Origin of the sequence: Streptomyces sp. adm13(2018), from assembly GCF_008042145.1 — a bacterium.
In the GTDB taxonomy this organism is placed as follows: Bacteria; Actinomycetota; Actinomycetes; order Streptomycetales; family Streptomycetaceae; genus Streptomyces.
Genome location: NZ_RDBH01000145.1, coordinates 14,748 through 38,714 on the forward strand (window position 1 = coordinate 14,748; position 23,967 = coordinate 38,714).

Sequence of the window (23,967 nt, forward strand, 5' to 3'; positions counted from 1 at the left end):
CCCGACCCCGTACCCCCGACTCCGCCGCAGCCCGGCCCGGCTGGGGGTCCGGGCCGGGCTGCGGCGGAGTCGGGGGTACGGGGTCGGGGCCGGGCACGGGCACCGGGCCGGGTGCCGGACCCGGCTGCGGGCCCGGWCCGGGCCCGGGCGCCGGGGTAGGGGTCGGAGGCACCGGATCGTTGGGCGGAGTGCCCAGCTCCGTCATCTCCGCGTACCAGGGCTCACGGCCGGGCTCCGGCGGAGGCCCCGACGGGCCGGGCGGGACAGGACGCGTCGGGGGCGCCAGTTCCGGATCCGACGGGTCCGGCAGATTCGGAGGGCCGGTCCTTACGTCGCTTCCCATGATCACACCGCCTAACTCGATAGGGAGGGATGCTGCTCTCCTCCCTCAATCGGGTGCCCGGGGAGATCCTTCTCATGCACCCGCGACGGCAGACACCCCCGGATCGGGCCCCGCGTACGGCTCGGGCGGACGGGACGCAAGGGCCGTGACCCACCCCGGAGAACGGCGACGCCTCGCCCCTCACCTGCACTTGCTGCGGCGGACGTCCCACCGGACGGCCCATCTGCTCCAAGATCGCCCTGTGGTAGTTTGCCCGGGCCAGTCGTACCCCTGTACGTATCGAACGGTATGTGCGCGGGTCAGGGAATCCGGTGGGAATCCGGAGCTGACGCGCAGCGGTGAGGGTGACGGGCGGAGCAGCGGCCACTGGGTCCCGACGGGCCTGGGAAGGCGCTCCGTCCGGACGACCCCGAGTCCGAAGACCTGCTGGCGCCCCGTGCGGCGAGCCGCCGCCCGGCAAGCACCGTACGACAGGCTCCGCGCATGAGCCCTGACGCAGAGGACTCCCCTGTGCCCCTCCCCCACCGTCTCCGTTCCGCCGCGCTGCTCGCCGTCGCCGCCGCCCTCGTCGCGGGCTGCGGCAACGCCACCACGCCGTCCTCACCCGAGGCGAAGCCGGCGGGCCCCGGTCATCCGGTCCGTCTCGACAACTGCGGACAGAAGGTCGAGATCGACCACGCCCCCCGCCGCGCCGTCGCCCTGGACCAGGGGTCGGCCGAGATCCTGCTCTCCCTCGGCCTCGCCGACCGCATGGTGGGCACCGCCACCTGGACCGATCCGGTCCTCGGCGGGCTGGAGAAGGCGAACGCGACCGTGCCCCGGCTCGCCGACCGCTACCCGTCCTTCGAGAAGGTCCTCGACGTCGAACCGGACTTCGTCAGCGCCTCCTTCCTGTACACCCTCGGCAAAGGCGGCGTGGCCCCGCGGGAGCAGTTCACGGAGCTCGGCGTACCCACCTACCTCTCCCCCGGCGACTGCGTCGGCAAGGACAACGGCGGTGGCGGCGACGGCGTGCGGACGAAGCCACTGACCATGGACACCGTGTACGGCGAGGTCCGGGACCTCGCCCGCGTCTTCGGCGTGCCGGAGCGCGGGGAGAAGCTCGTGGGCGAGCTCCGCGCCCGGGTCGACAAGGCCACGACCGGCGCGGACTTCGGCGACGCGTCCGTCCTCTACTGGTTCTCCGACTCCAAGGGCCCGTACATGGCCGGCTGCTGCGGTGCCCCGGGCATCATCAGCGGGGCGCTCGGCGTGAAGAACGTCTTCGACGACACGAAGGAGGAGTGGCCGCAGATCAACTGGGAGACCGTCGCCGACCGCGATCCCGACGTGCTGGTGATCGCCGATCTGACCCGCAAGGCGCAGTCGGCGGAGAGCGCCGCCAAGAAGATCGAGTTCCTGGAGTCGCACCCGGTCACCCGGAACATGACGGCGGTGCGGAACAAGCGGTACGTGATGCTCAGCGGACAGGCCATGAACCCCACCATCCGTACCGTCGAGGGCATCGAGAAGGTCGCCGCCGCGCTCACGACGTACGGCCTCGCGAAGTGACCCGGCCGGGATTGGAGAAGGAGACGGAGCCGGAAGCGGGGACGGAGACGGAGTGCCAGACGGCGGATCCGCCGGACCGGAAGCGCGCCGACCGTCCCGCGGCGGTGGAGCGATCCTGCCGTCCCCCGGCAGTAGGGCGGTTCGGGCGTCCCGTGGCGGTGCAACGATCCTGCCGTCCCGCAGCAGCGGGCAGATCCACGCGTGCGTCCGTCCGCTCCTCCCGGGCCCTCGCGCCGGTCGCCGCCGTGGGCGGGGTCGTCCTGCTGTGCGCCTCGATCGCCGTCGCCCTCACGATCGGCCCGGCCGACATCCGCGTCGCGGACTCCTGGTCCGTCGTGGCCGCCCACCTCGGCGGGAACCCGTCCGGCCTGAGTCCGATCCGTGACGGCATCGTCTGGGACCTGCGGCTGCCCCGCACCCTCCTCGCGGCCGCGTGCGGGGCCGGACTCGCGGTCTGCGGCACGGTCCTCCAGTCCCTGCTGCGCAACCCGCTCGCCGACCCGTTCGTCCTCGGCGTCTCCTCCGGCGCCTCGACCGGTGCGGTCGCCGTCATCGTCCTCGGCGCGGGCGGGGGCCTGCTCTCCGTCACCGGCGGCGCCTTTCTCGGCGCGCTCTGCTCCTTCGCCCTGGTCCTGGTCCTCAGCCACACGCTGGGCGGGTCGACCGACCGCGTCGTCCTGGCCGGGGTGGCGGCGATGCAGCTCTTCTCCGCCCTCACCTCGTTCGTCGTGATGACCGCCGCCGACGCCGAGACCACCCGAGGGGTTCTCTTCTGGCTGCTGGGCTCGCTCTCCGGGGCGGGGTGGACGGATGTCGGGGTGTGCGCCGCCGTCCTCGCCGTCGGACTCGCGGTCTGCGGCGGACACGCCCGTACGCTGGACGCCTTCGCGTTCGGCGAGGACGCGGCGGCGGCGCTGGGCGTCGGGGTCGCGCGGACCCGTCTCGTCCTGCTCTCGGTCACCGCCCTGCTGACCGCGGTCCTGGTCTCGTCCGCCGGCGCGATCGGCTTCGTCGGCCTGGTCCTGCCGCACGCGATCCGGGCCCTCGCGGGCCCCGGTCACGCCCGGCTGCTGCCCCTGACCGCACTGGCCGGGTCGGTCTTCCTGGTGTGGGCCGACACCCTCGCCCGTACCGTGCTCGACCCGCAGGAGGTGCCGGTGGGCGTGGTGACGTCGCTCGTCGGCGTCCCGGCGTTCGTCCTCGTCCTGTACCGCAGCAGGAGCACCCGATGACCGACTCGGCGACCCGACTCGGCGGTCGTACGGGGCTGCACGCCGACCGTGTCTCCCGTACCGCCGGCGGCGCCCTCGTCCTGGACGGCGTGACCATCGCTCCGCGCCCCGGTACGCTCACCGGCCTTCTGGGCCCGAACGGTTCGGGGAAGTCGACCCTCCTGCGCGTGCTGGCCGGGGTCCTCGCGCCGGACGCCGGGCTCGTGACCCTCGACGGCGACCCGCTGAGCGGCGTACCGCGCCGCGTGCTGGCGCGGCGGCTCGCGGTCGTCGAGCAGCACGCCGACACGCAGGTCGACCTCACCGTGGCCGACGTCGTACGCCTGGGACGCATCCCGCACCGCCGCTCCTGGTCACCGGCGACGGCGGCCGACGAGGAGGCGGTGCGGACCGCGCTCGCCCGTACCGGGCTGACGGACCGCGCTCACCGCACCTGGTGCACTCTCTCCGGCGGCGAACGCCAGCGGGTCCAGATCGCCCGCGCGCTCGCCCAGGACCCGCGCGATCTCCTCCTGGACGAACCGACGAACCACCTCGACATCCAGCACCAACTGGACCTCCTGGCACTGGTGTCGAGCCTGGACCTCACCTGCGTCATGGCGCTGCACGACCTCAACCTGGCGGCGATGTACTGCGCCCATGTGGTGGTGCTGCACGAGGGGCGGGTGGTGGCCGCCGGGCCGGTCGCGGACGTCCTCACGGAGCAGCTCATCAGGGACGTGTACGGCGTCCGCGCCGCCGTGACCTTCCCGGGCCGCGACGACCGCCCTCACGTCCGCTTCCTCGGGACGGCGTCGTCGGGTTCGTGAATGGGGGACGGCAGTGCGCCCAGGGACCGGGCCGAGTGGTGGGTCCCTGAGACCGTCCCTGAGATCATCTTCTGCGGGGTAGGGGCCGACGAGGTAAGGAGAGGCGACGTTCATGGCGGACCAAGCGGGCCAAGCGGGCCAGGCGATCCAGCGGGTGTACGTGGTGACCGGGGGCGGCACGGGGATCGGGGCCGCCACCGCGCGGGCCCTGACCCGGGCGGGACACAAGGTGGCGGTGTCGGGTCGGCGGCCCGAGCCGCTTCGGCTGGTCGCCGAGGAGACCGGAGCGCTGCCCGTCCCGTCGGACATCGGCGACCCCGCCGCGGTCACCTCACTCGTCGAGACCGTCATCCACGCGTACGGGCGGCTCGACGGCCTGGTCCTCAACGCCGGCATCGGGCGGGGCGGCGGGGTGGGCGAGGTGACCCTGGACGACTGGGACGAGGTCATGCGGACCAACCTCACCGGCCCGTTCCTGCTGCTGCGCGCCGCACTGCCCCACCTGCTGGAAGCCCGCGGCGCGGTCGTCGCCGTGGCCTCGGTGTCCGCCCTGCTGAGCGGGCCGGGGAGTGCCGCATACGCCACCTCCAAGGCGGCGCTGCTCCAGTTGTGCCGCTCCCTCACCGTCGACTACGCGGGCGCCGGGCTTCGCGCCAACACCGTGTGCCCCAGCTGGATCCGCACCGACATGGCCGACCGCCGCATGACGCGGTTCGCCCAGGAAGCGGATCTCGGCCGTCGTGGCGCGGACGGTTCGGGCAGCTTGGACGGCCTGGAAGCGGCGTACGAGTAGGTCACCCGGTCCCTGCCCACCGGCCGGCCCGGCAAGCCCGAGGAGGTCGCGGAAGCGATCGCCTGGCTCCTGTCGCCGGCCGCCTCCTTCGTCAACGGCGCCGTACTCACCGTCGACGGCGGCGCCACGACCCTCGACCCGGGCACGCTGGGCTTCGGATTCGAGCTGCGGCCGCGAACGTCGCAGGGCTGACCGGCTGCACAGTCGCAGACGCAGAACGGCGATCGGTGAGGCCCACCGAAGGCAGGCCGCGACGCCGGCATTCCCCGACATGGCGCGCAGACGGGGCGCGGTCGCTATCTCCGTCGCAGGTCAGAGCAGGTTCCTGCTACCTTCCCCGTCGTATCGACTCCGGCGAACGGGCTGCCTGCACGGCCGGTGTCAGCCGTCGCGTCTCGGAGAATCAGTGAAACTGGCGATCACCATCCACCGGGCACGGCTCGGACCCACCGAGTTCAAGGTCATCAGACCGGCCCACCCGCTCGTCCACGCGGTACTGATCGACCGCGACCGGTGGCTGGACGTCTTCCTCGACCAGGATGCCGCCCAACGCGTCGGTGCGCTGTGGGAGTTGGCCGCGTCGTCACCGCGCTCGCTGGTCCACGTCCCGATGCGACGCAATCACACCCCCACGGGGCAGCCGAATGGAGACGCGGAGCGGCAGCTGGACCTCGTACTGGTGCACCACTCGCTCCAGTTCGCGCCTTCGCGCTGGAAGGAGCTACGGGGTCGGCTCGACCGCGGACGGCCGCAGACCGTGACCCTGGCGGACGCCGCGGGTATCGACGAAACCGGGATCGACCACGAAGCACGGCACTACCGGGAGAACCGGGACCTGTTCCACCAGCACCTCCACGCGGAGACCCTGTTCATGACCGGCAGCGCAGCGGTGTTCAGGGACACCGCCCCGCACTTCCATGATGTCGCCCGAAACGGCCCCGGACACACACCCGCCCGACCGGGCGACTCCCACTTCTGCTCCACGCTCCACGCCAACGCCGGGATCCTCGGCAACGCACGCGAGATACACCTCCAGTACTGCGACGACTGGGGCTCCCCATCGACGGCCGGCCCCGCCTCGCCTGAGCTCGCAGCCGGTTGACGAGCTGCGGCTGTGGGGAGACAAGCTCGCCGCCCGCGATGAGGCGACCGTACGGGTCGCAACCGTCAACGAGTGGCTCGCTCGTGGGTGATCCACTTCCGAAACAGCCGACAGCGGTGGCTGGGGCTGTGGGGGCTGGAGGATTTCCAGGGCCTGGTCGGCCTGGTCAGCCCTTCTCTGCGGGGCGGAGCTCTCGTAGCAGGGCTGTGAGGGCGAAGGCGTGGGCGGAGGTGTGTTCCCAGCGGGAGCGGCCGAACATGACGTCCTCCGCGAGGCCGCTGAGCATGGCCACGGCCCGGATCGTGAACTCGGGGAGTTCCACGGCGACGAACTGTCCCAGGTCCCGGCCTTCCCGGAGGATGACCTCCAGGCGCTCGTCCCAGCCGTCGAGCAGCTCGGTGAGGATCTTCCGGCCCGCCTCGTCGTGGCGCTGGGCCAGGACCTGGGTCCACAGGGCGTACCGGTCGTCGCCCGCGTGCCGGGGCAGGTAGAAGCGGATGAACAGGTCGAGCTTCTCGGCCGGTGATCCCGCCTTGTCGGCGGCCTCCTGGTACCCGGCCCAGATGTCCGCCTGGCTCCACGCGAGGACTTCGAGCAGCAGCCGGTCCTTCTTGCCGAAGTGGTAGAGGATGTGGCCGGTGCTCATGCCGGCCCGTGCGGCGATGTCCGACATCCGCAGGGCCCCGGTGCCCTTCTCGGCGATGACGCCGATGGCCGCGCGCATGGCCCGCTCGCGAGCCTCGTCACCACTGGGCTGGCGTTTGCGCGCGAACGGGGCCCGCCCGGCAGGTCGCGGGGAGCCGCCGCCGGCCGCTTGGTCGTCCGCCTCCCCGGGCACCACGTCAGCGGGCCCCGGCGTTCCCTGGGGCGAGGTGTGGTCGTCGGGCCGGGCTGGCCCTGTCTGGGGCGTCGGCATGGGCTCACTTTCGGTCCGGCTGATCGGGTCCCCAGTGTAGGTTCCGGAATTCTAGACCCCTAGTCTAGACTGAAAATCTAGTTAACATGAGGGTGCTGCGGCGGCCGCCTGTCCCTGGCCGCCCCCGGCACCCCCGCGGCCGACGGCCCGCCCGCCCTGCTCACCACCCGGGAGACACCCACATGCCACGCGGATTCGATGTCGTGGAGACCAGCATCGCCGACCTGCGCGCAGCGCTGGAGAAGGGCGAGACGACCGCGGTCGAGCTGCTCGACGCCTACCTGGCGCGGATCGACGCCTATGACCGGCCCGGCACGGCCACCGCCCTCAACGCCATGGTCGTCATGAACCCGGACGCCAGGGCGGAGGCGGAGGCCTCCGACGCCCGTCGGGCCGACGGCCGGACCCTGGGGCCGCTGGACGGCATCCCGTACACGGCCAAGGACAGCTACCTCGCCAAGGGGCTCACCGCCGCGTCCGGCTCCCCCGCGTTCGAGCACCTGGTCGCCCAGAAGGACGCCTTCACCATCGAGCGGCTGCGGGCCGGCGGCGCGATCCTCATCGGCCTCACCAACATGCCGCCCATGGCGAACGGCGGCATGCAGCGCGGTGTGTACGGCCGCGCCGAGAGCCCCTACAACGCCGAGTGGCTGACCAGCGCGTACGGCTCCGGCTCCTCCAACGGCTCCGGCACCGCGACGGCGGCGTCCTTCGGGGCCTTCGGCCTCGGCGAGGAGACCTGGTCCTCAGGCCGCGCCCCCGCCTCCAACAACGCGCTCTGCGCCTACACCCCCAGCCGCGGTGTGATCTCCGTCCGCGGCAACTGGCCCCTCGTACCGACCATGGACGTCGTCGTCCCCCACACCCGCACCATGGCGGACCTGCTCGAACTCCTCGACGTCCTCGTCGCCGACGACGCCGAGACCCGCGGGGACCTGTGGCGCGCGCAGCCGTGGGTCGAGCTGCCCTCGCCCTCGCAGGTACGCCCCGCCTCCTACCCGGCCCTCGCGCCCGCCGACGCCGAGGCGGCCGCCGGGGCGCTCGCCGGCAAGCGCGTCGGCGTCCCCCGTATGTACATCAACGCCGACCCCGAGGCGGGAACCAACCCCGACGGCGGCATCGGCGGTCAGACCGGGCAGCGCGTCGACACCCGCCCGTCGGTGATCGACCTGTGGGAGGCCGCGCGCCGCGACCTGGAGGCCGCCGGCGCCGAGGTCGTCGAGGTCGACTTCCCCGTCGTCTCCCGCTACGAGTCGGACCGCCCCGGAGCGCCCTCGCTGTTCACCCGCGGCCTCGTCAGCCGCGACTACCTGACCTTCGAGATCGAGGACCTGTCCGCCTGGGCCTGGGACGACTTCCTGCGCGCCAACGACGACCCCGCGCTCCCCAGCCTCGCAGGCGTCGACAGCGACCGGATCTGGCCGAAGCGGGAGGGCGAACTCCCCGACCGCTACGACGGCTTCGACGACACCATCGGCGACTACCCCCGCCTCGTCCGCGAACGCCCGTACGCCTCCCTGGCCGACATGCCCCTCCTGGAGCAGGGTCTGCGCGGCCTGGAGGAGACGCGGCGCGTCGACCTGGAGCAGTGGATGGACGAACTCGGCCTGCACGCCGTGGTGTTCCCCGCTGTCGCCGACGTGGGCCCCGCGGACATGGACACCGACACCGCGTCCGCGGACCTGGGCTGGCGCAACGGCGTCTGGGTCGCCAACGGCAACCTCGTCCCCCGTCACCTGGGCATCCCCACCGTCACGGTGCCCATGGGCACCATGGCCGACATCGGGATGCCCGTGGGGCTCACCTTCGCGGGTCGCGCGTACGACGACAACAACCTGCTCGCCCTCGCCGCGGCCTTCGAGACGACGGGCGACCGCCGCACGGTGCCCCCGCGCACGCCCCGCCTGGCGGCGGAGTAGCGCGCACCCTGGCCGGTGGCCGGTCTCAGGGGTCGGGCCACGGCGCGGTCGGCGTCGGTCGCCCCGGTCGGCGTCGGCCCCTGCCTGGCCGTCCTCTTCGCTCTGTTCCTCCTCCCGGTGTCTCCGGACGGCGCGCGGGGCCGTGCTGAGCAGGGTCGGTGCGCGGCGGTGGGCGGACCGGGCGGTCCGCTTGTCTCATGCCGTCGTCTTCGTGCTCGTGCTCGTGCTCGTGCTCGTACCGGTGCGGGCTCGGGTTCCGGCCCGGGAGAAGCGGAGTTCCGGGTCGGCGATGCTGCCGGAGCGCAGCAGTTTGACGTCGTCGCGGTAGTCCATGGAGGTCAGCCACGGCATCCGGTCCCCCTGGCGGGGCAGCGAGTCGACGGCGCGTCGGATGTAGCCGGCACCGAAGTCGAGGAGCGGGCGGGTCGGCATGCCCGGGTTCGACGGCTCGGGTCGGCAGCTGTCGTGGCCGTGGGCGTCCATGTGGGCCAGGAGCCGGCAGAAGTGCTCGCAGAGCAGGCCGATCTTCAGGGTCCAGGAGGAGTTGGTGTAGCCGATGGCGAAGGCGAAGTTGGGGACGCCGGACAGCATCATGCCCTTGTAGGCGAGGGTGTCCGGCAGCCGCACCGCGTGGCCGTCGACGGTGAGCCGCAGGCCGCCGAAGGCCTGCACGTTCAGTCCGGTGGCGGTGACGATGACATCGGCCGCCAGCTCGCGGCCGGACTCCAACAGGACGCCCTGCTCGGTGAAGTGGGCGATTCTGTCGGTGACCACGGAGGCCCGGCCTTCGCGGATGGAGCGGAAGAGGTCTCCGTCGGGGACGGCACAGAGCCGCTGGTCCCAGGGGTCGTACGGCGGGTTGAAGTGCTCGTCGACGGGATAACCGGCGGGCAGCAGGCGGGCGTTGATCCATCGGATGAGCCGTCGCGCCGTCTTCGGGAACCGCCGGCAGAAGCTCCAGACGAGGCGCTGCTGCGCGATGTTCTTGCGGCGGGACAGGGCGTAGCCGCGTCGCTCGCCGAGCCACTTCCTGAACGTGTTGGCGAGCAGGTCGGCGCGCGGGACGGGCACGACGTAGGTCGGTGTGCGCTGGAGCATGGTGACGTGTGCGGCGGACGCCGCCATCGCCGGTACGAGGGTGACCGCCGTGGCGCCGCTGCCGATCACCACGACGCGCTTGTCCGCGTAGTCCAGGTCTTCCGGCCAGTGCTGGGGGTGCACGACGGGTCCGGGGAAGCGGTCCAGGCCCTCGAAGTGGGGGGTGAAGCCCTCGTCGTAGCGGTAGTAGCCGCCGGCGCAGAAGAGCCAGCCGCAGGTCAGGATGGTGCGCTCGCCGGTGTCGGTCCGCTCGACCTCGACGGTCCAGCGTGCCTCGTCGGTCGACCAGGACGCGCCGAGCACCCTGCGGTGGTACCGGATGTGCGCGTCGATGCCGTTCTCGGCGGCGGCCTGCCGCAGGTAGTCGAGGATGCGCGGGGCGTCGGCGATGGACTGCTCGTCGCGCCAGGGCTTGAACTCGTAGCCGAAGGTGTGCAGATCGGAGTCGGACCGGATGCCCGGGTAGCGGAAAAGGTCCCAGGTCCCTCCGGACGCCTGGCGGGCTTCGAGGATCGCGAAGCTCTTCGCCGGCAGTTCGGTCTTCAGGTAGCGCGCGGCGCCGATGCCCGAGATCCCGGCTCCGACGATGAGGACGTCGAGGTGCTCGGCGGCGGGCCTGGCAGAGGACGGGGACACGGGCGGCTCCGGGCGGTGTCGAGGGACGGCTGCGTCCATGCTGCTGAAGTAGCCGGACCGCGACAACGTGCAAAGTGCATCATCGGCGGCGGGAGAGGTGACGATCTGCACCGCTACGATGGGCGGATGTCATGGCCGCCGCCCTCCCCGCGTATCAGGGAACTGATCCGGCGGGGTGCCGAGATCGCCCTCACCCCGTCCCCCGACTGGCTTGCCGAGCTCGACGCGGCGACCCTGTCCGGGGCGGCCAGGGGGCAGATCGCGGCCGATCCCGTCCTCGCCGCGGGGACCCGTCTCACCAACCGCTCCAACCTGCTGTTCTGGGCCGCGTCCAACGTACGCGCGCCGGGCGAGCCGGTCCCGGCCAACGACACACAGGAGCCGCTGGCCGTCGCCCGGGACATGATCCGCCGTGGCCTTGACGAGTCGGCCCTGGACGCCTACCGGGTGGGCGAGAGCGTCGCCGTGCGGATGTGGACGCAGATCGCCTGCACCCTCACCAGCGATCCGGAGGAGTTGCGCGAACTGCTCGACGTGTCGCTGCGCTCCATCGCCGCCTTCGTCGACGACACCGTACGCACGGTCTCGGCGCGGATGAGCGCCGAGCGGGACGAACTCACCCGGGGCACCCACGCCGAGCGCCGCGAGACCGTGACGCTCCTGCTGGAGGGGGCGCCGATCACCCAGCAGCGCGCCGAGAGCCGGCTGGGCTACCGGCTGCAGCCGACGCACACGGCCGCGATCGTCTGGACGGACGTTCCCGACGCAGACCTGAGCCAACTCGACCGCGCCGCCGACGCCTTGGCCGAGGCAGCCGGCCAGCTGCGGCCCCTGAGCGTCCTCGCCGGCGCCGCGACACGCTGGCTGTGGGTCCACGGCCGGCCCGACGGAGACTCGGCACGCGCCGCGCTGGACCACCTGCCGGACGTACGGGTCGCGCTCGGCTCCCCCGCCGCGGGGGTGGACGGCTTCCGCCGCAGTCATCTCGACGCCCTCACGACCCAGCAGATGCTGACCCGGCTGACCTCACCCTCCCGGCTCGCCTTCCACCACGAGGTGGAACTCGTCGCCCTGCTCACCACCGACCCCGAGCGCGCCGACCGCTTCGTCGCGCGGACGCTCGGCGGCCTGGAGTCCGCGGCGCCGGAACTCGTCGACACGCTCCGTGTCTTCGTCGAGGAGCAGTGCAACGCCACCCGCGCCGCCGCCCGCCTCTTCACCCACCGCAACACCCTCCTCCGGCGCCTCGCCCGCGCCGACCAGCTCCTGCCGCGCCCCCTCTCCCAGCACACGATCGAGGTGGGCACCGCACTGAAGGTGCTGCAGTGGCGGGGTCGCCCGTGAGGGCGGGACACCCGAAGGGCCCCTGCGGGCGGGGCTTGGAAGTCCGGTGGCACGGTGGCTCGTGCGGGCGGGACGTAGGGGCCCAGTGACGCAGGGGTGATCTCACCTGCAGATCATGGGGCAGCCGCGCCGGATCGAGTGCTGGGCGGCGCGCAGGAAGAGTGCCACGTAGAAGGCCGCGTCCAGGTCCTCGCTCCACGGGCCCGGACGCGCGCCGGCCACCTTCGCCGCGTGGCGACCGAACCAGGTGCTCAGGTCGAGGTTGTCGCACGTCGCCGGGACTTCGGGAGGCAGAGCGATGGCCGCCGCCAGCTTCTCGGCGATCACCAGCACCTGAGGGGCGCCGGCGATCATGGAGTGGAAGTCGGCGGATTCGATGGGCATCCAGATCTCCTCATCGAGGGAGACGGGCACGAGGACGGACCAGCCGCAGAGGATCTCCCACTCCTCCGGTGACAGGTGCCTCTCGCCCAGAGCGGTGAACCCGGTCATGGGCGGGGCCAGTTTCTCCTCGAACCTCAGCCCGGATCCGCGCTGGAACCGCGTCTCCGGGGGCGCGTCCTTGTAGGGCGACAGGCCGCGCCGTACGAGTTCCGTGTCGAGCGCCGAGGCTACCTCGCCCCACCCGTCCTCGTCGGCGCCGAACCAGTCCTCGGCGCACAGACTCACCATGTACACACCCATGCGTGGAACCTATCGCGCCTGTCGGCGGTCAGCCTCCGTGGAGGGCGGCCCATGCAGCCTCGCTGGAGGGCTCGGCAGCCATACGAAATTCGCCACTCCTCTATCCCGTGGCTGGATTCGGGTGCATGCTGTGCGCACGGCCTCCCCGCCACCCCCGTCGGGGGATCCGCTACGGCCCCGCCTGCTGCTGCGCTGCAGGCGGGGCCGCGTCGTGTCGCGTACCGCGTCCCCGGCCTCGCTCTCGCGAAGCACGAGCCGCTCGGTGGTTATCGGGACGGCCGGCCAGGCGTACCTTCCGGGTTCGGGCATATCCCGGAACCTATCGCAGCCGCGCCGGAACGACCGGAGTGGACGCCCGGTTCCGTCGTGCGCCGGTGTCACCTCAGGAGGAGAAGGAGAAGTAGAGCGCGTCGCTGTAGAAGGACCCGAAGTGCCGCTGCCAGTCCGCTCGGAGCGACACCAGCCATGCGTCGTTCTCGCCGGCGATCGCCGCCTCCGCCTGGGCGACGGCGTGCGGGATGTCGACGGACACGAGCTCTCGCACACTCGCCACCGGATCGTCACCGGTCATCGACACGATCTCCCCGGTCTCCAGGACGAAGTGCTTCGCCTCCTGCTTCTCCAGGTGGGCCGTGGTCCGGGCGACGCATTCGGCGAACTCCTCGTCGTCCTCAAGGCCCTTGCCCACCACGTGCAGCAGACCGCGGAGCAGGGCCGCGCCCTCGGCGTAGTCCGCGGCGATGCCGATCGGAGGGTTCCAGATCATGGAGGAAACGATGGTCGTGCCCCGCCCCACCAACAGCTGGTGCGCGAGGGGGACGTCGCCGTTGTGCTCGGATATGCAGCGGATCTGCTGGGGGACCTCTGCCTCGGTCGGCATCGTGTCTGCGGAGTAGAGATACGAACGGTTAGCCATGGTCGCGACGCTAACATCGAGCACCGACAACGCCGATCCGCGCAAACCGCGGAAGCCGCGGAGACCACGGGCGCTCGGGGCTCCGGCGATGCACGGCTTCGGGGCGACCGGTCCTGGAGCGACATTCTCCGAAGGGAACGCGAAGGCCGATGCGCTACGTCCGACTCGATGCGCAGGTGGCCGGCGTGTCTGGAGTCCTGGACCCGGCTCCCTATCTGGACCACCTCCCCTCGATCTCCGGCGAGCTGCCGCCGGGCGCCCGCGCCTTCGCCACCGATCCGGACCACTACGACTTCCGTGGCAAGCGCTGTGTGAAGGATCTGACACTCCGGGCCGTTCGGGGTGTCGGTGGTGCCGAGATGGAGATCGAGTTCCAGCACAACTGCTGGAAGCACGACCAGGATCTGCTGATCCGCTATACCGGGGTGTCCGGGTTCGTCGTCGTGCCCGAAGACGAGAACCGCGTGACGGAACTCGGGACCGTGCTCCTCGACGAAGTCCTGCCCCACCCGGACGGCTGCAGCCACGAGATCGCGTGCTGGGAAGGCACCCTCACCGTCGTCTGCGTCGACCTCCGTGCGAGCTGGACCGCGGCCACCTGCTCAAGCCGGTCGTAGCCTCCCCGCCCCGGGGGCCTCCCCGAAAGGGGCCCCGGACGACGGCTCCGCAGCCCGGGTGGATGGTCCGCTGCTTACGGGGTAGGCGCGCCATGACGGCAGCTGCGCGCTGGTCGGAGGGGCCGCCATGGCCGTTCGACGCGTGGTGCGGGCCATCCCCGTCCGCGCACCGCGCAACCCGTCGACCGGCGTCGCACGGCACCGGCGGAAGGGACGGCGGTCAGCGCGCTGCCGACGCGCACGTCGCAGGAGCGGGAAGCAAGGAGAGCGAGCATGAGCACTGTGGGACATTCCCGGGGCCGCGGCACCGATGAGCCGGTCGCCGACCTCGTGGCCCGGGCATCGGAGCAGATGTCCACCCTGGTCCGCGAGGAGATGCAGCTGGCCAGGGCGGAGATGGTCCAGAAGGGCAAGCGGTTCGGCATGGGCGGCGGCCTGTTCGGCGGGGCGGGTCTGGTCGGCATCCTCGCGGCCCAGGCCGCGGTCGCCGCCGTCATCGCGGCCCTCGCCCTGCTCGTACCCCTCTGGGCGTCCGCCCTGATCACCGCGGCCCTGCTCGCGGCCGTCGCCGCCGCGATGGCCGCAGCCGGCAAGAACCAGATCGCCAAGGCCGGCAAGCCCGCGCCGGAGCAGACGATCGACAGCGTCAAGGCCGATGTGGCCGAGATCAAGGAGGCAGCACACCGATGAACACCCCCTCACACGGCGACAATCACGCCTCGCCCACTCCCGAGAACCTCCGCAGGCAGGTCGAGCACACCCGGGACGAACTGGGCCGGACCGTCGAGGCGCTGGCGGCCAAGGCGGACGTGAAGGCCCAGGCGAAGGAGAAGGCGGCCGAGCTCCAGGAGCAGGCCGCCGAGAAGGCCGCGGTCATGACCGAGCGTCTCCGGGAGAAGGCCTCGCACGCCGGTCGGCTGGTGAAGGACAGCACCCCCGATCCGGTCCTCGACAAGGCCGCACACGCCGCGGCGCAGGTACGCGACTCCGCCGCCCGCGCCGGCCAGCTCGCGGCCGAGAAGACGCCGGACCAGGTGCGCGAGAAGGCCGACCAGGCCGTCGTCATGGCGCGCGCCAACCGCACCCCGCTGGTCGCCGCGGCGGCCGCGCTCGTCGTCCTCCTCCTCGTGCGGCGCACCCGGCGGCGTCGATGAAGATGTCGAAGATCGCCTACAAGCCCGTCGGACTGGCGCTCGGCGCCGGCACCGGCCTGCTCGCGGGCGCGGCCTTCAAACAGGCGTGGAAGCTGATCGGTCACCAGGACGACGCACCCAACGCGACGGACGAGGACCGCACCTGGAAGGAGATCCTGATCGCGGCGGCCCTCCAGGGAGCGATCTTCGCCGTCGTCAAGGCCTCCGTCGACCGGGCGGGAGCGGTCACCACCCGCAAGGTCACCGGCTCCTGGCCCGGCTGAGCCGACTGAGCCGACAGGGCCTGCCTCGACGACGCCCGAACCGGTGCCGCCACTCGTGGCACCACCGACACTCGGGCCGGCTCCACCGGCGTTCGGGCCGCCCCCACCGCCGTTCTGATCAGCGCCGACCCCACGTCCCCGGGGTCGGCGCTGTCACGTCCGTAGCACCGCCTCAGCTCCCGCCAGGCCTGCTGTGGCCCCTCGTCGGGGGCGGGCCGGCAGGTCGCGGAGAGGAGCCACGCCCCCCACGGCATCCCGGGGTGGGTATCCGGCCGCCGCCGGGGCACACGGGAGTCATGCACGGACAACACGCGCGTCCCGCCGGCATCACCCTGTTCGGCTCCGCTTCCGCCGTGACGACATCCCCGTCCGCCGGTACCGGAGCCAAGCACTCGCGCCGCGGCCGCCTCACCAGCCGTCTCCGGCGCCGGATCCTCGCCTACCGCGCCATCGACTTCCTGTCCCCCCACATCCCGGACTCCCCCGGTCCCGGCGAGGAGTGCCTGCTTCTGGTCCACGTCCGCCAGGTCGTCGGCGAGGTCGAGTACCGGGTCTGTCACCCTTGCTCGCAGGGGATCATCACCGCCGTCGTCATCCACGACCGCTTCCGCAGCTCCGGTCTCGGCACCCGTGCGCTGTCGCACCTGCGCTCCCGCCACCCCGGCCTGACGTGGAGCAGCACGCTCCGCCAGCGCGGCACCCGGGATCTTCTGCGACGGATGCGAATCCCCGCGCTCACGCAGGCTGCCCGCTGCCCCCATGTCGGCCGGTCACTGCCCGACGAATCGCGAGCCGGTGTCGCCCCGATGGCGGGATGAGCCGGCAGCCGCGGCTCTTCGTGCCCGGCCGTCCGCACCCACTCGCCGCGAAGAACGCGTCGTGACCGCGGGCCCCGCGGAATCCCTGGCCGGCCTCGACCGGGTGCGGTCGCCCGGCCCCCTGCGCGGGAGGGCCGGAGCGCCGTGTCAGTCCTGGTGCTTTCCCTCGACCGCGTGCTCGACCGGTCCGGCGGGGAGGCTCGGCGTGCGTGCGGCGATGCCGCGCCGCACGGCGAGTCGAGCGGCCAGCAGGCAGAACACCGGAGCGAACACCAGCTCGCTGACCAGGGCCTCCCAGGGCGCGTCGGCAGCGGTGCTGTCGTCGGCCAGCTCCCCGAAGACGGCGGAGAGCGAGAAAGCGATCAGGTTGTTCACCGTGTGCACCGCGATGACCGCCTCCAGTCCCCCGGTACGCACCGTCAGCCAGGCCCACCAGGCCGCCGAGTAGCACAGGAGCAGGAACCCGGAGAGCTGTCCGTAGCCGTGGGCGAGGGCGAACAGCACCGAGGAGACGGCGATGCCCGGCCATGGTGAGCGGAGGATTCCGCCGGCGAACTGGACCAGCCAGCCGCGGAAGACGAACTCCTCGGCGGCTGCCTGGAACGGCACGAGCGCCCACAGCACGAGCAGGCTCAGCAGAAGTTCGGCCCAACCGGGGGTCTTCCCCGTCACCGCCTCCGAGCCGTCCGCGAACAGACTCCAGGCGACCAGGAGGAGGTTCTGGACGACGAGGACCAGTGCGGCCAGGCCCAGGCACCGTCCCAGCCATCCCCACCGGAGCCGTCCGGTGACGGACGCGAGCGTTCCGGCGGGCCGCTTCCCGCACACGCGCACGCCGACCAGTACGGCGGGGATCCAGAGCGCCAGGCTCACCAGCAGGACCGCGTTGTCGAGCAGCGGATCGGCGAAGATCTCGTCGCTGTCGGCGGGTGCCCAGCGGAGCCCCGCCAGAGCGCCGACGATGGCGGCGACGACGAAGACACCGATCATCGAGGCCACCATCAGCGCGGCTACCAGGGAGAACTCTCCGACGCGCGCCCACGCGCGCTGCCGTCCGTTGCGCGTTTGCTCGTGGTACGCGGTCCCCGGCGGCGCCGCCACCGGCCCGAGCGCTCGCGGCGGCGGAACCGGCGGACCCCATCCCGGCGGCGGCCCGTGCCAGGGGTACGGGCCCTGCGCCGGAGGCGACCACGGCCGATGGGCCTGGTGGGGAGGTCCTGATATCGGGTCGGACATCGTCTGCTTTCCGGAGTCTTGGCGGTGCGGTCGTGCGGCTGCGGTCGTCGCCGCCACGACGGGGCGGTGCCCCGAACTCGTCGTCGGCGGCCCGCCCGAGCGGGGCGTCCGGGCCTCCCGCGCGGGAGCGGAGCCGTCGCACCGTGGACCGTTCACGCTGCTGAGCCCGGCGGGTGCCCGGGCGCAAGCTTTTCACAGGCGGACCCCGGTGAGACGCCCCGGGCGCGCCTCCGGCGGCGGGCAGGATGGTCACGCCGCGAACGGACTCGCGGAACCGTCGGGAAGGCGCGGAACCGTCGGGACGTCACGAACCCGACTGGCCGCCGCTGCCCGGTCGTTCCGGGCTCGATCGTGCGTGGCGGCGAGCCGAAGCGGGGACGACCGCCCCGGGGGCGTACGGACTCCGCGCCCAGGGCGTCCCGCGGGCCGAGGCCCGGCGCGCCACCCGGACCTGCGAGGGACACACCCCGAGGCCGACCGGGTAGCGCGCCGGCGGTCGCGGTCGCCCCGAGACCGCGCCGCGCGCGGACACCGGCCGTGTACCGGTGCTGGATCGCTGCGGTGCGGGATCGCTGCGCCGGTGCGGTGACGGGACGGACCGGGACGGGCGTGTCGGTGGGGCCTGGAGGCCGTCGTCCCGAAGGGTCGTCTTGGCCGCTCGTCGGCCGGACCCGTACCCCACGGCGGATTGGACATGGTGTGACCAGGAGACTCAGGCCGCGCCGGAGTGCCGGCGCCGCGGGCTTGGCTGCGGCCCTCGTGTGGGGCTGTGCCGCCGCCGGGAGCGCCCAGCCCTCCGACGCGACGCCGGGTGGTTTCGAGCGGGCGGCGGAGCAGGCCGCGGCGGAGTTCGGGGTGCCGAAGGAGGTACTGCTCGGCGTCAGCCACGAGTCCTCGTGGTGGGAGCACCACGACGGCCGGCCGAGCACCAAGGGCGGCTACGGTCCGATGCATCTGACGGACACGACGTCCGGGCGTGCGTACGCGCATCGCCCGGGCGAAGGACCGGTGGATTCCACGGGCACCGACGACCCGTCCGAGCACACGGTGCGGGCCGCCGCGGCGCTGATCGGGATCGCGCCCGCGACCCTCAAGCGGGACGAGCGGCAGAACCTCCGCGGAGGGGCCGCGCTGCTCGCCTCGTACCAGCGGCGAGTCACCCGTACCGCATCGGCCGACCCCGGCCACTGGTACGGGGCCGTGGCGCAGTACAGCCAGGCGGCCGACACGGCCACGGCCGAACGGTTCGCCGAGGGGGTGTTCGCGGTGATCCGCGGCGGGAAGGAGCGGGTGCGCGACGACGGTCAGCAGGTGTCCCTCGCGAAGTCCCCGTCCGTGCGCCCGACCCGGTCGCAGCTCGCCTCGCTCGGCCTGCGGGCGTCGGCCGCGGCGGGGGCGGAGTGTCCTCGCACGCTGAACTGCCGCTTCCTCCCCGCCGCCGCCTCGAACTACCAGGTGTCCACGCGGAACTCGAACGGCCTGGATGTCGACTACATCGTCATCCACGACCTCGAGGGGTCCTACGACGGCGGAGTCAGCTGGTTCCAGGATCCCGCCAGCGGGGCCTCCGCCCACTACGTGTTGAAGGCCGACGGCAGCGCGGCCACACAGATGGTCGCCACCAAGGACATCGCCTTCCACGCCGGCAACTACTGGACCAACATGCACGGCATCGGCATCGAGCTGGAGGGGTACGCCGCCCAGGGGCCCACCTGGTTCACCCCGGCCCAGTACGAGGCGACGGCCGAGCTGGTCGGCTACCTGGCGCAGCGGTTCGGGGTCCCGCTGGACCGCAAGCACGTCATCGGGCACGACAACGTCATGCCGCCGAGGCCGTCCCGCGCGCCGGACGCGCACTGGGACCCGGGCCCGTACTGGGACTGGGAGAGGTTCATGACCCTCCTCCACGCCGGTACCCCTCGGGAGCGCGCGGCCGGGGGTACGGGCACGGCCGGTCCCCTCGTCGTCGGCCAGGCGGTGGCGATCGCCCCGACCTACGCCGAGAACGCGCAGACCGTGACGGTGTGCGCCCCGACCTGCCGGTCACGTACGCAGCCGTCGAACTTCCTCTACGTGCGCACCGAGCCACGCGCCGGCGCTCCGCTCGTCCCCGACCTCGCTCTGCGCCCCGACGGGTCGGCGGGAAGCGACCGCATCGACGACTGGGGTTCCACCGCGATGTGGGGTCAGGAGTTCGTGGTCGCCGAGGTGCGCGGGGACTGGACGGCGATCTGGTTCGGCGGGCGGAAGGGCTGGATCCACAACCCCGGGGGCGTCCACACCCGCCCGGCTGCTCAGGCGCGGATCGTCCGTCCCGCGGACGGGACGACATCGGTCTCCGTCTCCACCACGGCCTACCCGCGCGCCGCGGAGTACCCGCGGGGTCTGCCCGCGTCGGACCAGACGCGGTTCTCCATGTACGCGTTCCCCCGGGGGCAGGCGTACGTGGCCGCCGCCGCGTCGGTGAGGGCGGACGACTTCTTCCCCGCCACGCCCTCGCGGTCCGAGGCCGTGGTCACCGGCGCCGAGAGGTACGAGGTGATCCAGTACAACCGCCGCCTGGCGACCGTGAGCACGGCGGAGACGGACTGAGGGCGCGGTCGGGGCGGTAGGCGGGCCGGCAGTCGGGGCGGCCTGGCCCTCTCGTCGTTCGATACCGGCGGTACGGACGGCGTTGAGCACGACAGTGAATGCGGCTGCGGCTGCGGCTGCGACGGCGTCGAGCGCGACGGTGACTACGGCTGCGGCTGCGGCTGCGGCTGCGAACACCCGATACCGGCTACCTGCACCGTGCGGAGCCGGTGTCGGGTGACGCGGAGCACAGGCCGACCGGTACGTACCCGTTCGCGTGCTAGCGTCCGCGACCGTGACATCCGCCTCCCACGCCACCACAGCCCCTCGGGGCGCGGCCGGCACCTGCCCCTGCGCTCCGGCAGCGCCGCCGTCGGGGTCGGGGGATCCACTGGGGCCGCTCGACCTGTTCGGCGAGGGCTTCGTGCAGGACCCGTACCCCTGGCTTGACCACCTGCGGTCCGAGGCCCCGGTGCACCGGGACGCCGTCACCGGGCTCTGGCTCGTGAGCCGGTACGCGGACATCCGGCGGGTCCTGCTCGATCCGGCGGCGTTCCTCCCCGACAACGCCCAGCACGCGGTCACGCCCCTCGGCGTACCGGCGTTGCGCCGGCTCGCGCGGGCGGGCTTCCGGCTGGGTCCCGCCCTCGCCAACAACGCGACCGACAGCCACCCGGGGCTGCGCCGCGCCGTCACGCGGTTCTTCAACGCCCGTCGGGTGGAGGCTGCGGTCCCGTTGATCGAGCGGATCGCCGACGAGCTGCTCGGGACCGTCCGGGCGGAGCTCGACGCCACCGGGACGAGCGACCTCTTCCGGGCGTTCGCACACACCTTGCCCTGTCGGGTGATGATGGAGCTTCTCGGCGTCGAGGGGCTCGACGCGGACACTCTGGTCCGCTGGAGCGACGCCTCGCTCGAGCTCTTCTGGGGACGCCCCTCGGCGAACCGCCAGCTCGAACTGGCCGATCTCGTCGCGGAGTTCCACACCTGGCTCACGGGACTCGTCGGTGACGGGTCCGCGTCCGCGGACAGCTTCGTCGGGGCACTGGCCCGCCACCGCCTGCCCGACGGCACGCTGCTCGACCCGCGGACGGCGGTCAGCGCGTGCTTCTTCGTCCTCGTCGCCGGGCAGTCCACGACCGGCCAGCTCATCTCCACCGTCCTGCGCCGCGCCCTCGCCGAACCGGGGCTGTGGCCGCGGCCGGCCGGGCCGGCGGGCCTGGCCGAGGAGTGGGTCGAGGAGGTCCTGCGGAGGGAGCCGCCCGTCACCTCGTGGCGCCGGGTCACCGCCCGCCCCGTGGAGCTCGGCGGGGTCGCGCTCCCCGCCGGTGCCGGGCTCCTGCTGATGCTCATGGGCAGCGGCTCCGACCCCGACGTCTTCGCCGAGCCCGAACGGATGATCCCCGGCCGCGCCGACGTCCGCCACCATCTCGCGTTCGGTGTGGGGCGCCACCGCTGCCCGGGGGCCTCCCTGGCACGGACGGAGGCGGCCGTGGCCCTGCGGGCGACCGCCCGCCACCTTCCGTCCGTACGGCTCGCGCCCGAGGCGGCCCATGCGCCGACCCTCGGACTGCTGTCGTTCCGCGCTCCGCTGCACGTACCGGTCGTGATGCCGCGCCGGCCGTCCTGAGGCACCCCGGCATGGACATCGCCCGCCGCGGGGCCGTCCGGACGCGAAGGCCGCCACACCGCCCCTCCGCGCCTTCGCGCCTACACGCGGGGCGACCCTGGGTCAGAGGCCGGTGGGGTCGGTGTCGCAGCTCGCGCGGCGGCGGCCGATCGTGACCAGGGCCTCCCAGAGGGCGTCGCTCTCCCCGCGGCGGATCTCGTGGATCGCTCCGTCGACGGGCTCGGCTCCCGGCCCCAGCGGGCCGGCCGGCTCCCCGGCGTCCCGGCGGAGGACGATCCCGGTGGGCGGGTCGAAGGCGCGTAGATCCCGGAGGAGGCGGTAGCGGGCGAGGTCGGCCTCGGGGTGGGGCAGGTGGCGGGTGATCACCGCGATGTCCGGCAGCAGCACGCGGGCCTGGGCCAGGGCGACGTGGGGTTCGAAGGCGTGGGCGACGATGCGGAAGTGCGGGCTGGAGTGCACCCGGGCGCGCACGGACTCCAGCTCGTCGCCCTCGGGCAGGCCTGCTATCAGGACGGTCATCATCAGGGTCATTGTCCCCCCGACCGGCTGTCGGCGTCCTGTCGAGGCGATCCGGGGCGTTCTCGTCCGGCCGGATTTCGGCGGCCCGACGACGTGGCGGTCCGGTGCCTCCTCGTCCGGCCGGAATCCGGCGGCCGACCTGGCGATGCCCCCGTGCCCGTCCGTGCCGCCCTCCCCCCTGCCGGTGAGGGCGGGCGCCTCAGTCCACCAGGACCCCCGGGTTGAGGATGCCGTGGGGGTCGAGCGCGCCCTTCGCGGCGCTCAGGGCCAGGGCGAACGGTTCCGGGCGCTGGCGGTCGTAGCCGGGTCGGTGGTCGCGGCCGACGGCGTGGTGGTGGGTGATGGTGGCCCGGTGCCGGTGGAGCACCTCGCCCGCCACCGCCTTCAGCTCGTCCCAGAAGGCGACCTCGTCGCCCGGGCGTCCCGCCGCGAGCACGGTGAAGTAGGGCGCCGCCCCGTCCGGGTACACGTGCGTGAGGCGGCAGTTGACGGTGGCCGGGTGCCCGGAGATCCTGAGTGCCGCCTCGCCGACCGTGCTGCGGACGTCCTCGACGAGGGCGGGGATACAGTCCCAGGTGGCCGCCGTCTCGAAGGTCTCCGCGACGGCGCCCATGCGCGCCAGGCCGTCCCGCAGGTAAGGCATCCGCAGGAACGCCGACCGCCAGGCCCGTACCGCCTGGTCGGCGGGAGCACCCGCCCCGGACGGCTCGTACCGGCCCCCGTGGGAGCGGGCCAGGTCGACGGCCCGGGCGAGCCGGGAGTCGACCGGGGCGTCGGCGGACTCGAAGCCCAGGACGAGGACGGCCGAGCCGTTCTGCGCGGCGCCCGCGAGCGCGGCCTCGCCGGAGTCGAGGAGCCGGCAGTTGGCGGGGGCGAGGTCGGACTGCGCCAGGGCGCGTACCGCCTCCAGCGCGTGGCCGAAGTCGGTGAAGGTGAGCGAGGCGGACGCCTTGTGGACGGGGCGGGCCTGGAGCCGTACCCACGCCTCGGTGATGACGCCGAGCGTGCCCTCGGAGCCGAGGAAGAGACGGTCCGGCGAGGGGCCCGCGCCCGAGGCGGGCAGCCGCCAGGACTCCGAGGTGCCGGCGGGGGTGACGACCCGCATCGACTGGACGAAGTCGTCGATGTGGGTGCGGCCGGTGGCGTAGTGGCCGCCGGCTCGGGTCGCGAGCCAGCCGCCGAGGGTGGAGAACTCGAAGCTCTGCGGGAAGTGGCGGAGCGTCAGGCCGTGCGGTCGCAGCTGGTTCTCCAGGCCGGGGCCGAGCGCTCCGGCCTGGATGCGGGCGGCCCTGCCTGCGGAGTCGACCTCCAGCACCCGGTCCATCCGGGTCAGGTCGAGGGAGAGCACCGCGCGGTGGCGGTCGCCGCGGTACTCGACGCCTCCCACCACCGAGGATCCGCCGCCGAAGGGCACGACGGCGACTCCGTGTCGTCCGGCCCAGTCCAGGAGGTCGGTCACCTCGCTCTCCCGGGTGGGGAAGGCGACGAGGTCGGGGATCCGGCCGGGGCGGCCGCGCAGGGCGCGCGCGATGTCCCGGTAGGCCTTGCCCATCGCGTGCGCAGCGCGGTCGGCCGGGTCGGTGCTGATCAGCCGTGTCAGGCTCGCGGGGGCCTGGACGGCGGGCGTCCCGATGCCGAGGTCGGCGATGCGGGGAACGGGCAGCGGGCGGGCGAGAGTTCCGGGCAGCAGGGCGCCCATCGCCGTGCACTCGGCGTCGTCCGGGTGGGCGCTCTCCCAACCCCAGCCCCACCAGGACCGAACGGGGGCGGAGGGGGTCGACTGCGTCGTCGTGCCGGACATGGGCGCTCCAGGGGC

Annotated in this window: 19 protein-coding genes, 2 pseudogenes and 1 riboswitch; of the genes and pseudogenes, 14 read left to right on the plus strand and 7 right to left on the minus strand. The window is 73.0% G+C overall.

Features of this window, described 5'->3' with window-relative positions; all coding sequences use genetic code 11:
- Nucleotides 1-585: 585 nt before the first annotated feature.
- Nucleotides 586-789: riboswitch (cobalamin riboswitch) on the plus strand.
- Nucleotides 790-826: 37 nt separating this feature from the next.
- From EAO70_RS34545 to EAO70_RS34565, 5 genes and pseudogenes are all read left to right on the plus strand, one after another.
- Entirely contained in the window at nt 827-1,894 is a 1,068-nt protein-coding gene (locus EAO70_RS34545) for an ABC transporter substrate-binding protein (protein ID WP_148006770.1), read from the plus strand.
- 245 nt (nt 1,895-2,139) lie between these two features.
- The gene (locus EAO70_RS34550; RefSeq protein WP_261993192.1) at nt 2,140-3,126 is read left to right on the plus strand and encodes a FecCD family ABC transporter permease; all 987 of its coding nucleotides are present in this window, start codon (nt 2,140-2,142) and stop codon (nt 3,124-3,126) included.
- Nucleotides 3,123-3,666, plus strand: a pseudogene (locus tag EAO70_RS34555) (ABC transporter ATP-binding protein); the annotation flags it as partial. The gene EAO70_RS34550 and the pseudogene EAO70_RS34555, both read left to right, overlap by 4 nt.
- Before the next feature lie 381 nt (nt 3,667-4,047).
- Nucleotides 4,048-4,920: pseudogene (locus EAO70_RS34560) on the plus strand (SDR family NAD(P)-dependent oxidoreductase).
- A gap of 214 nt (nt 4,921-5,134) precedes the next feature.
- Nucleotides 5,135-5,830 (plus strand): hypothetical protein, encoded by a 696-nt coding sequence (locus EAO70_RS34565; RefSeq protein WP_148006773.1) that lies wholly within the window; start codon nt 5,135-5,137, stop codon nt 5,828-5,830.
- Nucleotides 5,831-5,996: 166 nt separating this feature from the next.
- Here the strand turns inward: EAO70_RS34565 and EAO70_RS34570 are convergent, their stop codons facing one another.
- A complete protein-coding gene (locus EAO70_RS34570; protein WP_261993193.1) occupies nt 5,997-6,554 on the minus strand; it encodes a TetR/AcrR family transcriptional regulator in 558 nt (185 codons plus the stop codon).
- Nucleotides 6,555-6,928: 374 nt separating this feature from the next.
- On the opposite strand from EAO70_RS34570, the gene EAO70_RS34575 reads away from it, so the two are divergent.
- Complete coding sequence (locus tag EAO70_RS34575) at nt 6,929-8,665, plus strand: amidase (protein WP_148006775.1); 1,737 nt, start codon at nt 6,929-6,931, stop codon at nt 8,663-8,665.
- Between the two features lie 195 nt (nt 8,666-8,860).
- On the opposite strand, the gene EAO70_RS34580 is transcribed toward EAO70_RS34575, so the two are convergent.
- Nucleotides 8,861-10,438, minus strand: a complete 1,578-nt coding sequence (locus EAO70_RS34580; RefSeq protein WP_187284159.1) for a flavin-containing monooxygenase — start codon at nt 10,436-10,438, stop codon at nt 8,861-8,863.
- An 87-nt stretch (nt 10,439-10,525) separates the two neighbouring features.
- Between EAO70_RS34580 and EAO70_RS34585 the strand changes: the two genes are divergently transcribed.
- Nucleotides 10,526-11,743 (plus strand): PucR family transcriptional regulator, encoded by a 1,218-nt coding sequence (locus EAO70_RS34585; RefSeq protein ID WP_148006777.1) that lies wholly within the window; start codon nt 10,526-10,528, stop codon nt 11,741-11,743.
- Between the two features lie 102 nt (nt 11,744-11,845).
- On the opposite strand, the gene EAO70_RS34590 is transcribed toward EAO70_RS34585, so the two are convergent.
- Both EAO70_RS34590 and EAO70_RS34600 read right to left on the minus strand, forming a co-directional pair.
- The gene (locus EAO70_RS34590; RefSeq protein WP_148006778.1) at nt 11,846-12,427 is read right to left on the minus strand and encodes a hypothetical protein; all 582 of its coding nucleotides are present in this window, start codon (nt 12,425-12,427) and stop codon (nt 11,846-11,848) included.
- Between the two features lie 382 nt (nt 12,428-12,809).
- Nucleotides 12,810-13,343, minus strand: a complete 534-nt coding sequence (locus EAO70_RS34600) for a hypothetical protein (RefSeq protein ID WP_148006779.1) — start codon at nt 13,341-13,343, stop codon at nt 12,810-12,812.
- A gap of 185 nt (nt 13,344-13,528) precedes the next feature.
- Between EAO70_RS34600 and EAO70_RS34605 the strand changes: the two genes are divergently transcribed.
- The 5 genes from EAO70_RS34605 (at nt 13,529) to EAO70_RS38295 (ending at nt 16,195) form a co-directional block, all read left to right on the plus strand.
- On the plus strand, nt 13,529-13,960 hold the full coding sequence (locus EAO70_RS34605) for a hypothetical protein (protein ID WP_261993194.1): 432 nt from the start codon (nt 13,529-13,531) through the stop codon (nt 13,958-13,960).
- 273 nt (nt 13,961-14,233) lie between these two features.
- Nucleotides 14,234-14,650: a phage holin family protein gene (locus tag EAO70_RS34610; RefSeq protein ID WP_148006781.1), complete on the plus strand. Its 417-nt coding sequence runs from the start codon at nt 14,234-14,236 to the stop codon at nt 14,648-14,650.
- The gene (locus EAO70_RS34615) at nt 14,647-15,114 is read left to right on the plus strand and encodes a DUF3618 domain-containing protein (RefSeq protein ID WP_148006782.1); all 468 of its coding nucleotides are present in this window, start codon (nt 14,647-14,649) and stop codon (nt 15,112-15,114) included. The genes EAO70_RS34610 and EAO70_RS34615 overlap by 4 nt, the downstream gene beginning before the upstream one ends.
- Nucleotides 15,111-15,377 (plus strand): DUF4235 domain-containing protein, encoded by a 267-nt coding sequence (locus tag EAO70_RS34620; RefSeq protein ID WP_148006783.1) that lies wholly within the window; start codon nt 15,111-15,113, stop codon nt 15,375-15,377. Before EAO70_RS34615 ends, EAO70_RS34620 begins: the two co-directional genes overlap by 4 nt.
- A gap of 353 nt (nt 15,378-15,730) precedes the next feature.
- Nucleotides 15,731-16,195, plus strand: a complete 465-nt coding sequence (locus EAO70_RS38295) for a hypothetical protein (RefSeq protein ID WP_187284160.1) — start codon at nt 15,731-15,733, stop codon at nt 16,193-16,195.
- A 147-nt stretch (nt 16,196-16,342) separates the two neighbouring features.
- On the opposite strand, the gene EAO70_RS34630 is transcribed toward EAO70_RS38295, so the two are convergent.
- Entirely contained in the window at nt 16,343-17,185 is an 843-nt protein-coding gene (locus tag EAO70_RS34630; protein WP_261993195.1) for a CPBP family intramembrane glutamic endopeptidase, read from the minus strand.
- A gap of 990 nt (nt 17,186-18,175) precedes the next feature.
- Here EAO70_RS34630 and EAO70_RS34635 point away from each other — a divergent pair.
- Together EAO70_RS34635 and EAO70_RS34640 are read left to right on the plus strand one after the other, a co-directional pair.
- Entirely contained in the window at nt 18,176-20,023 is a 1,848-nt protein-coding gene (locus tag EAO70_RS34635) for an N-acetylmuramoyl-L-alanine amidase (RefSeq protein WP_148006785.1), read from the plus strand.
- 274 nt (nt 20,024-20,297) lie between these two features.
- Entirely contained in the window at nt 20,298-21,632 is a 1,335-nt protein-coding gene (locus EAO70_RS34640) for a cytochrome P450 (protein WP_148006786.1), read from the plus strand.
- A gap of 102 nt (nt 21,633-21,734) precedes the next feature.
- Here EAO70_RS34640 and EAO70_RS34645 read toward each other — a convergent pair whose 3' ends face one another.
- On the minus strand, nt 21,735-22,154 hold the full coding sequence (locus EAO70_RS34645) for a hypothetical protein (protein WP_148006787.1): 420 nt from the start codon (nt 22,152-22,154) through the stop codon (nt 21,735-21,737).
- Nucleotides 22,155-22,350: 196 nt separating this feature from the next.
- A complete protein-coding gene (locus EAO70_RS34650) occupies nt 22,351-23,952 on the minus strand; it encodes an FAD-binding oxidoreductase (protein WP_148006788.1) in 1,602 nt (533 codons plus the stop codon).
- Nucleotides 23,953-23,967: the final 15 nt, after the last annotated feature.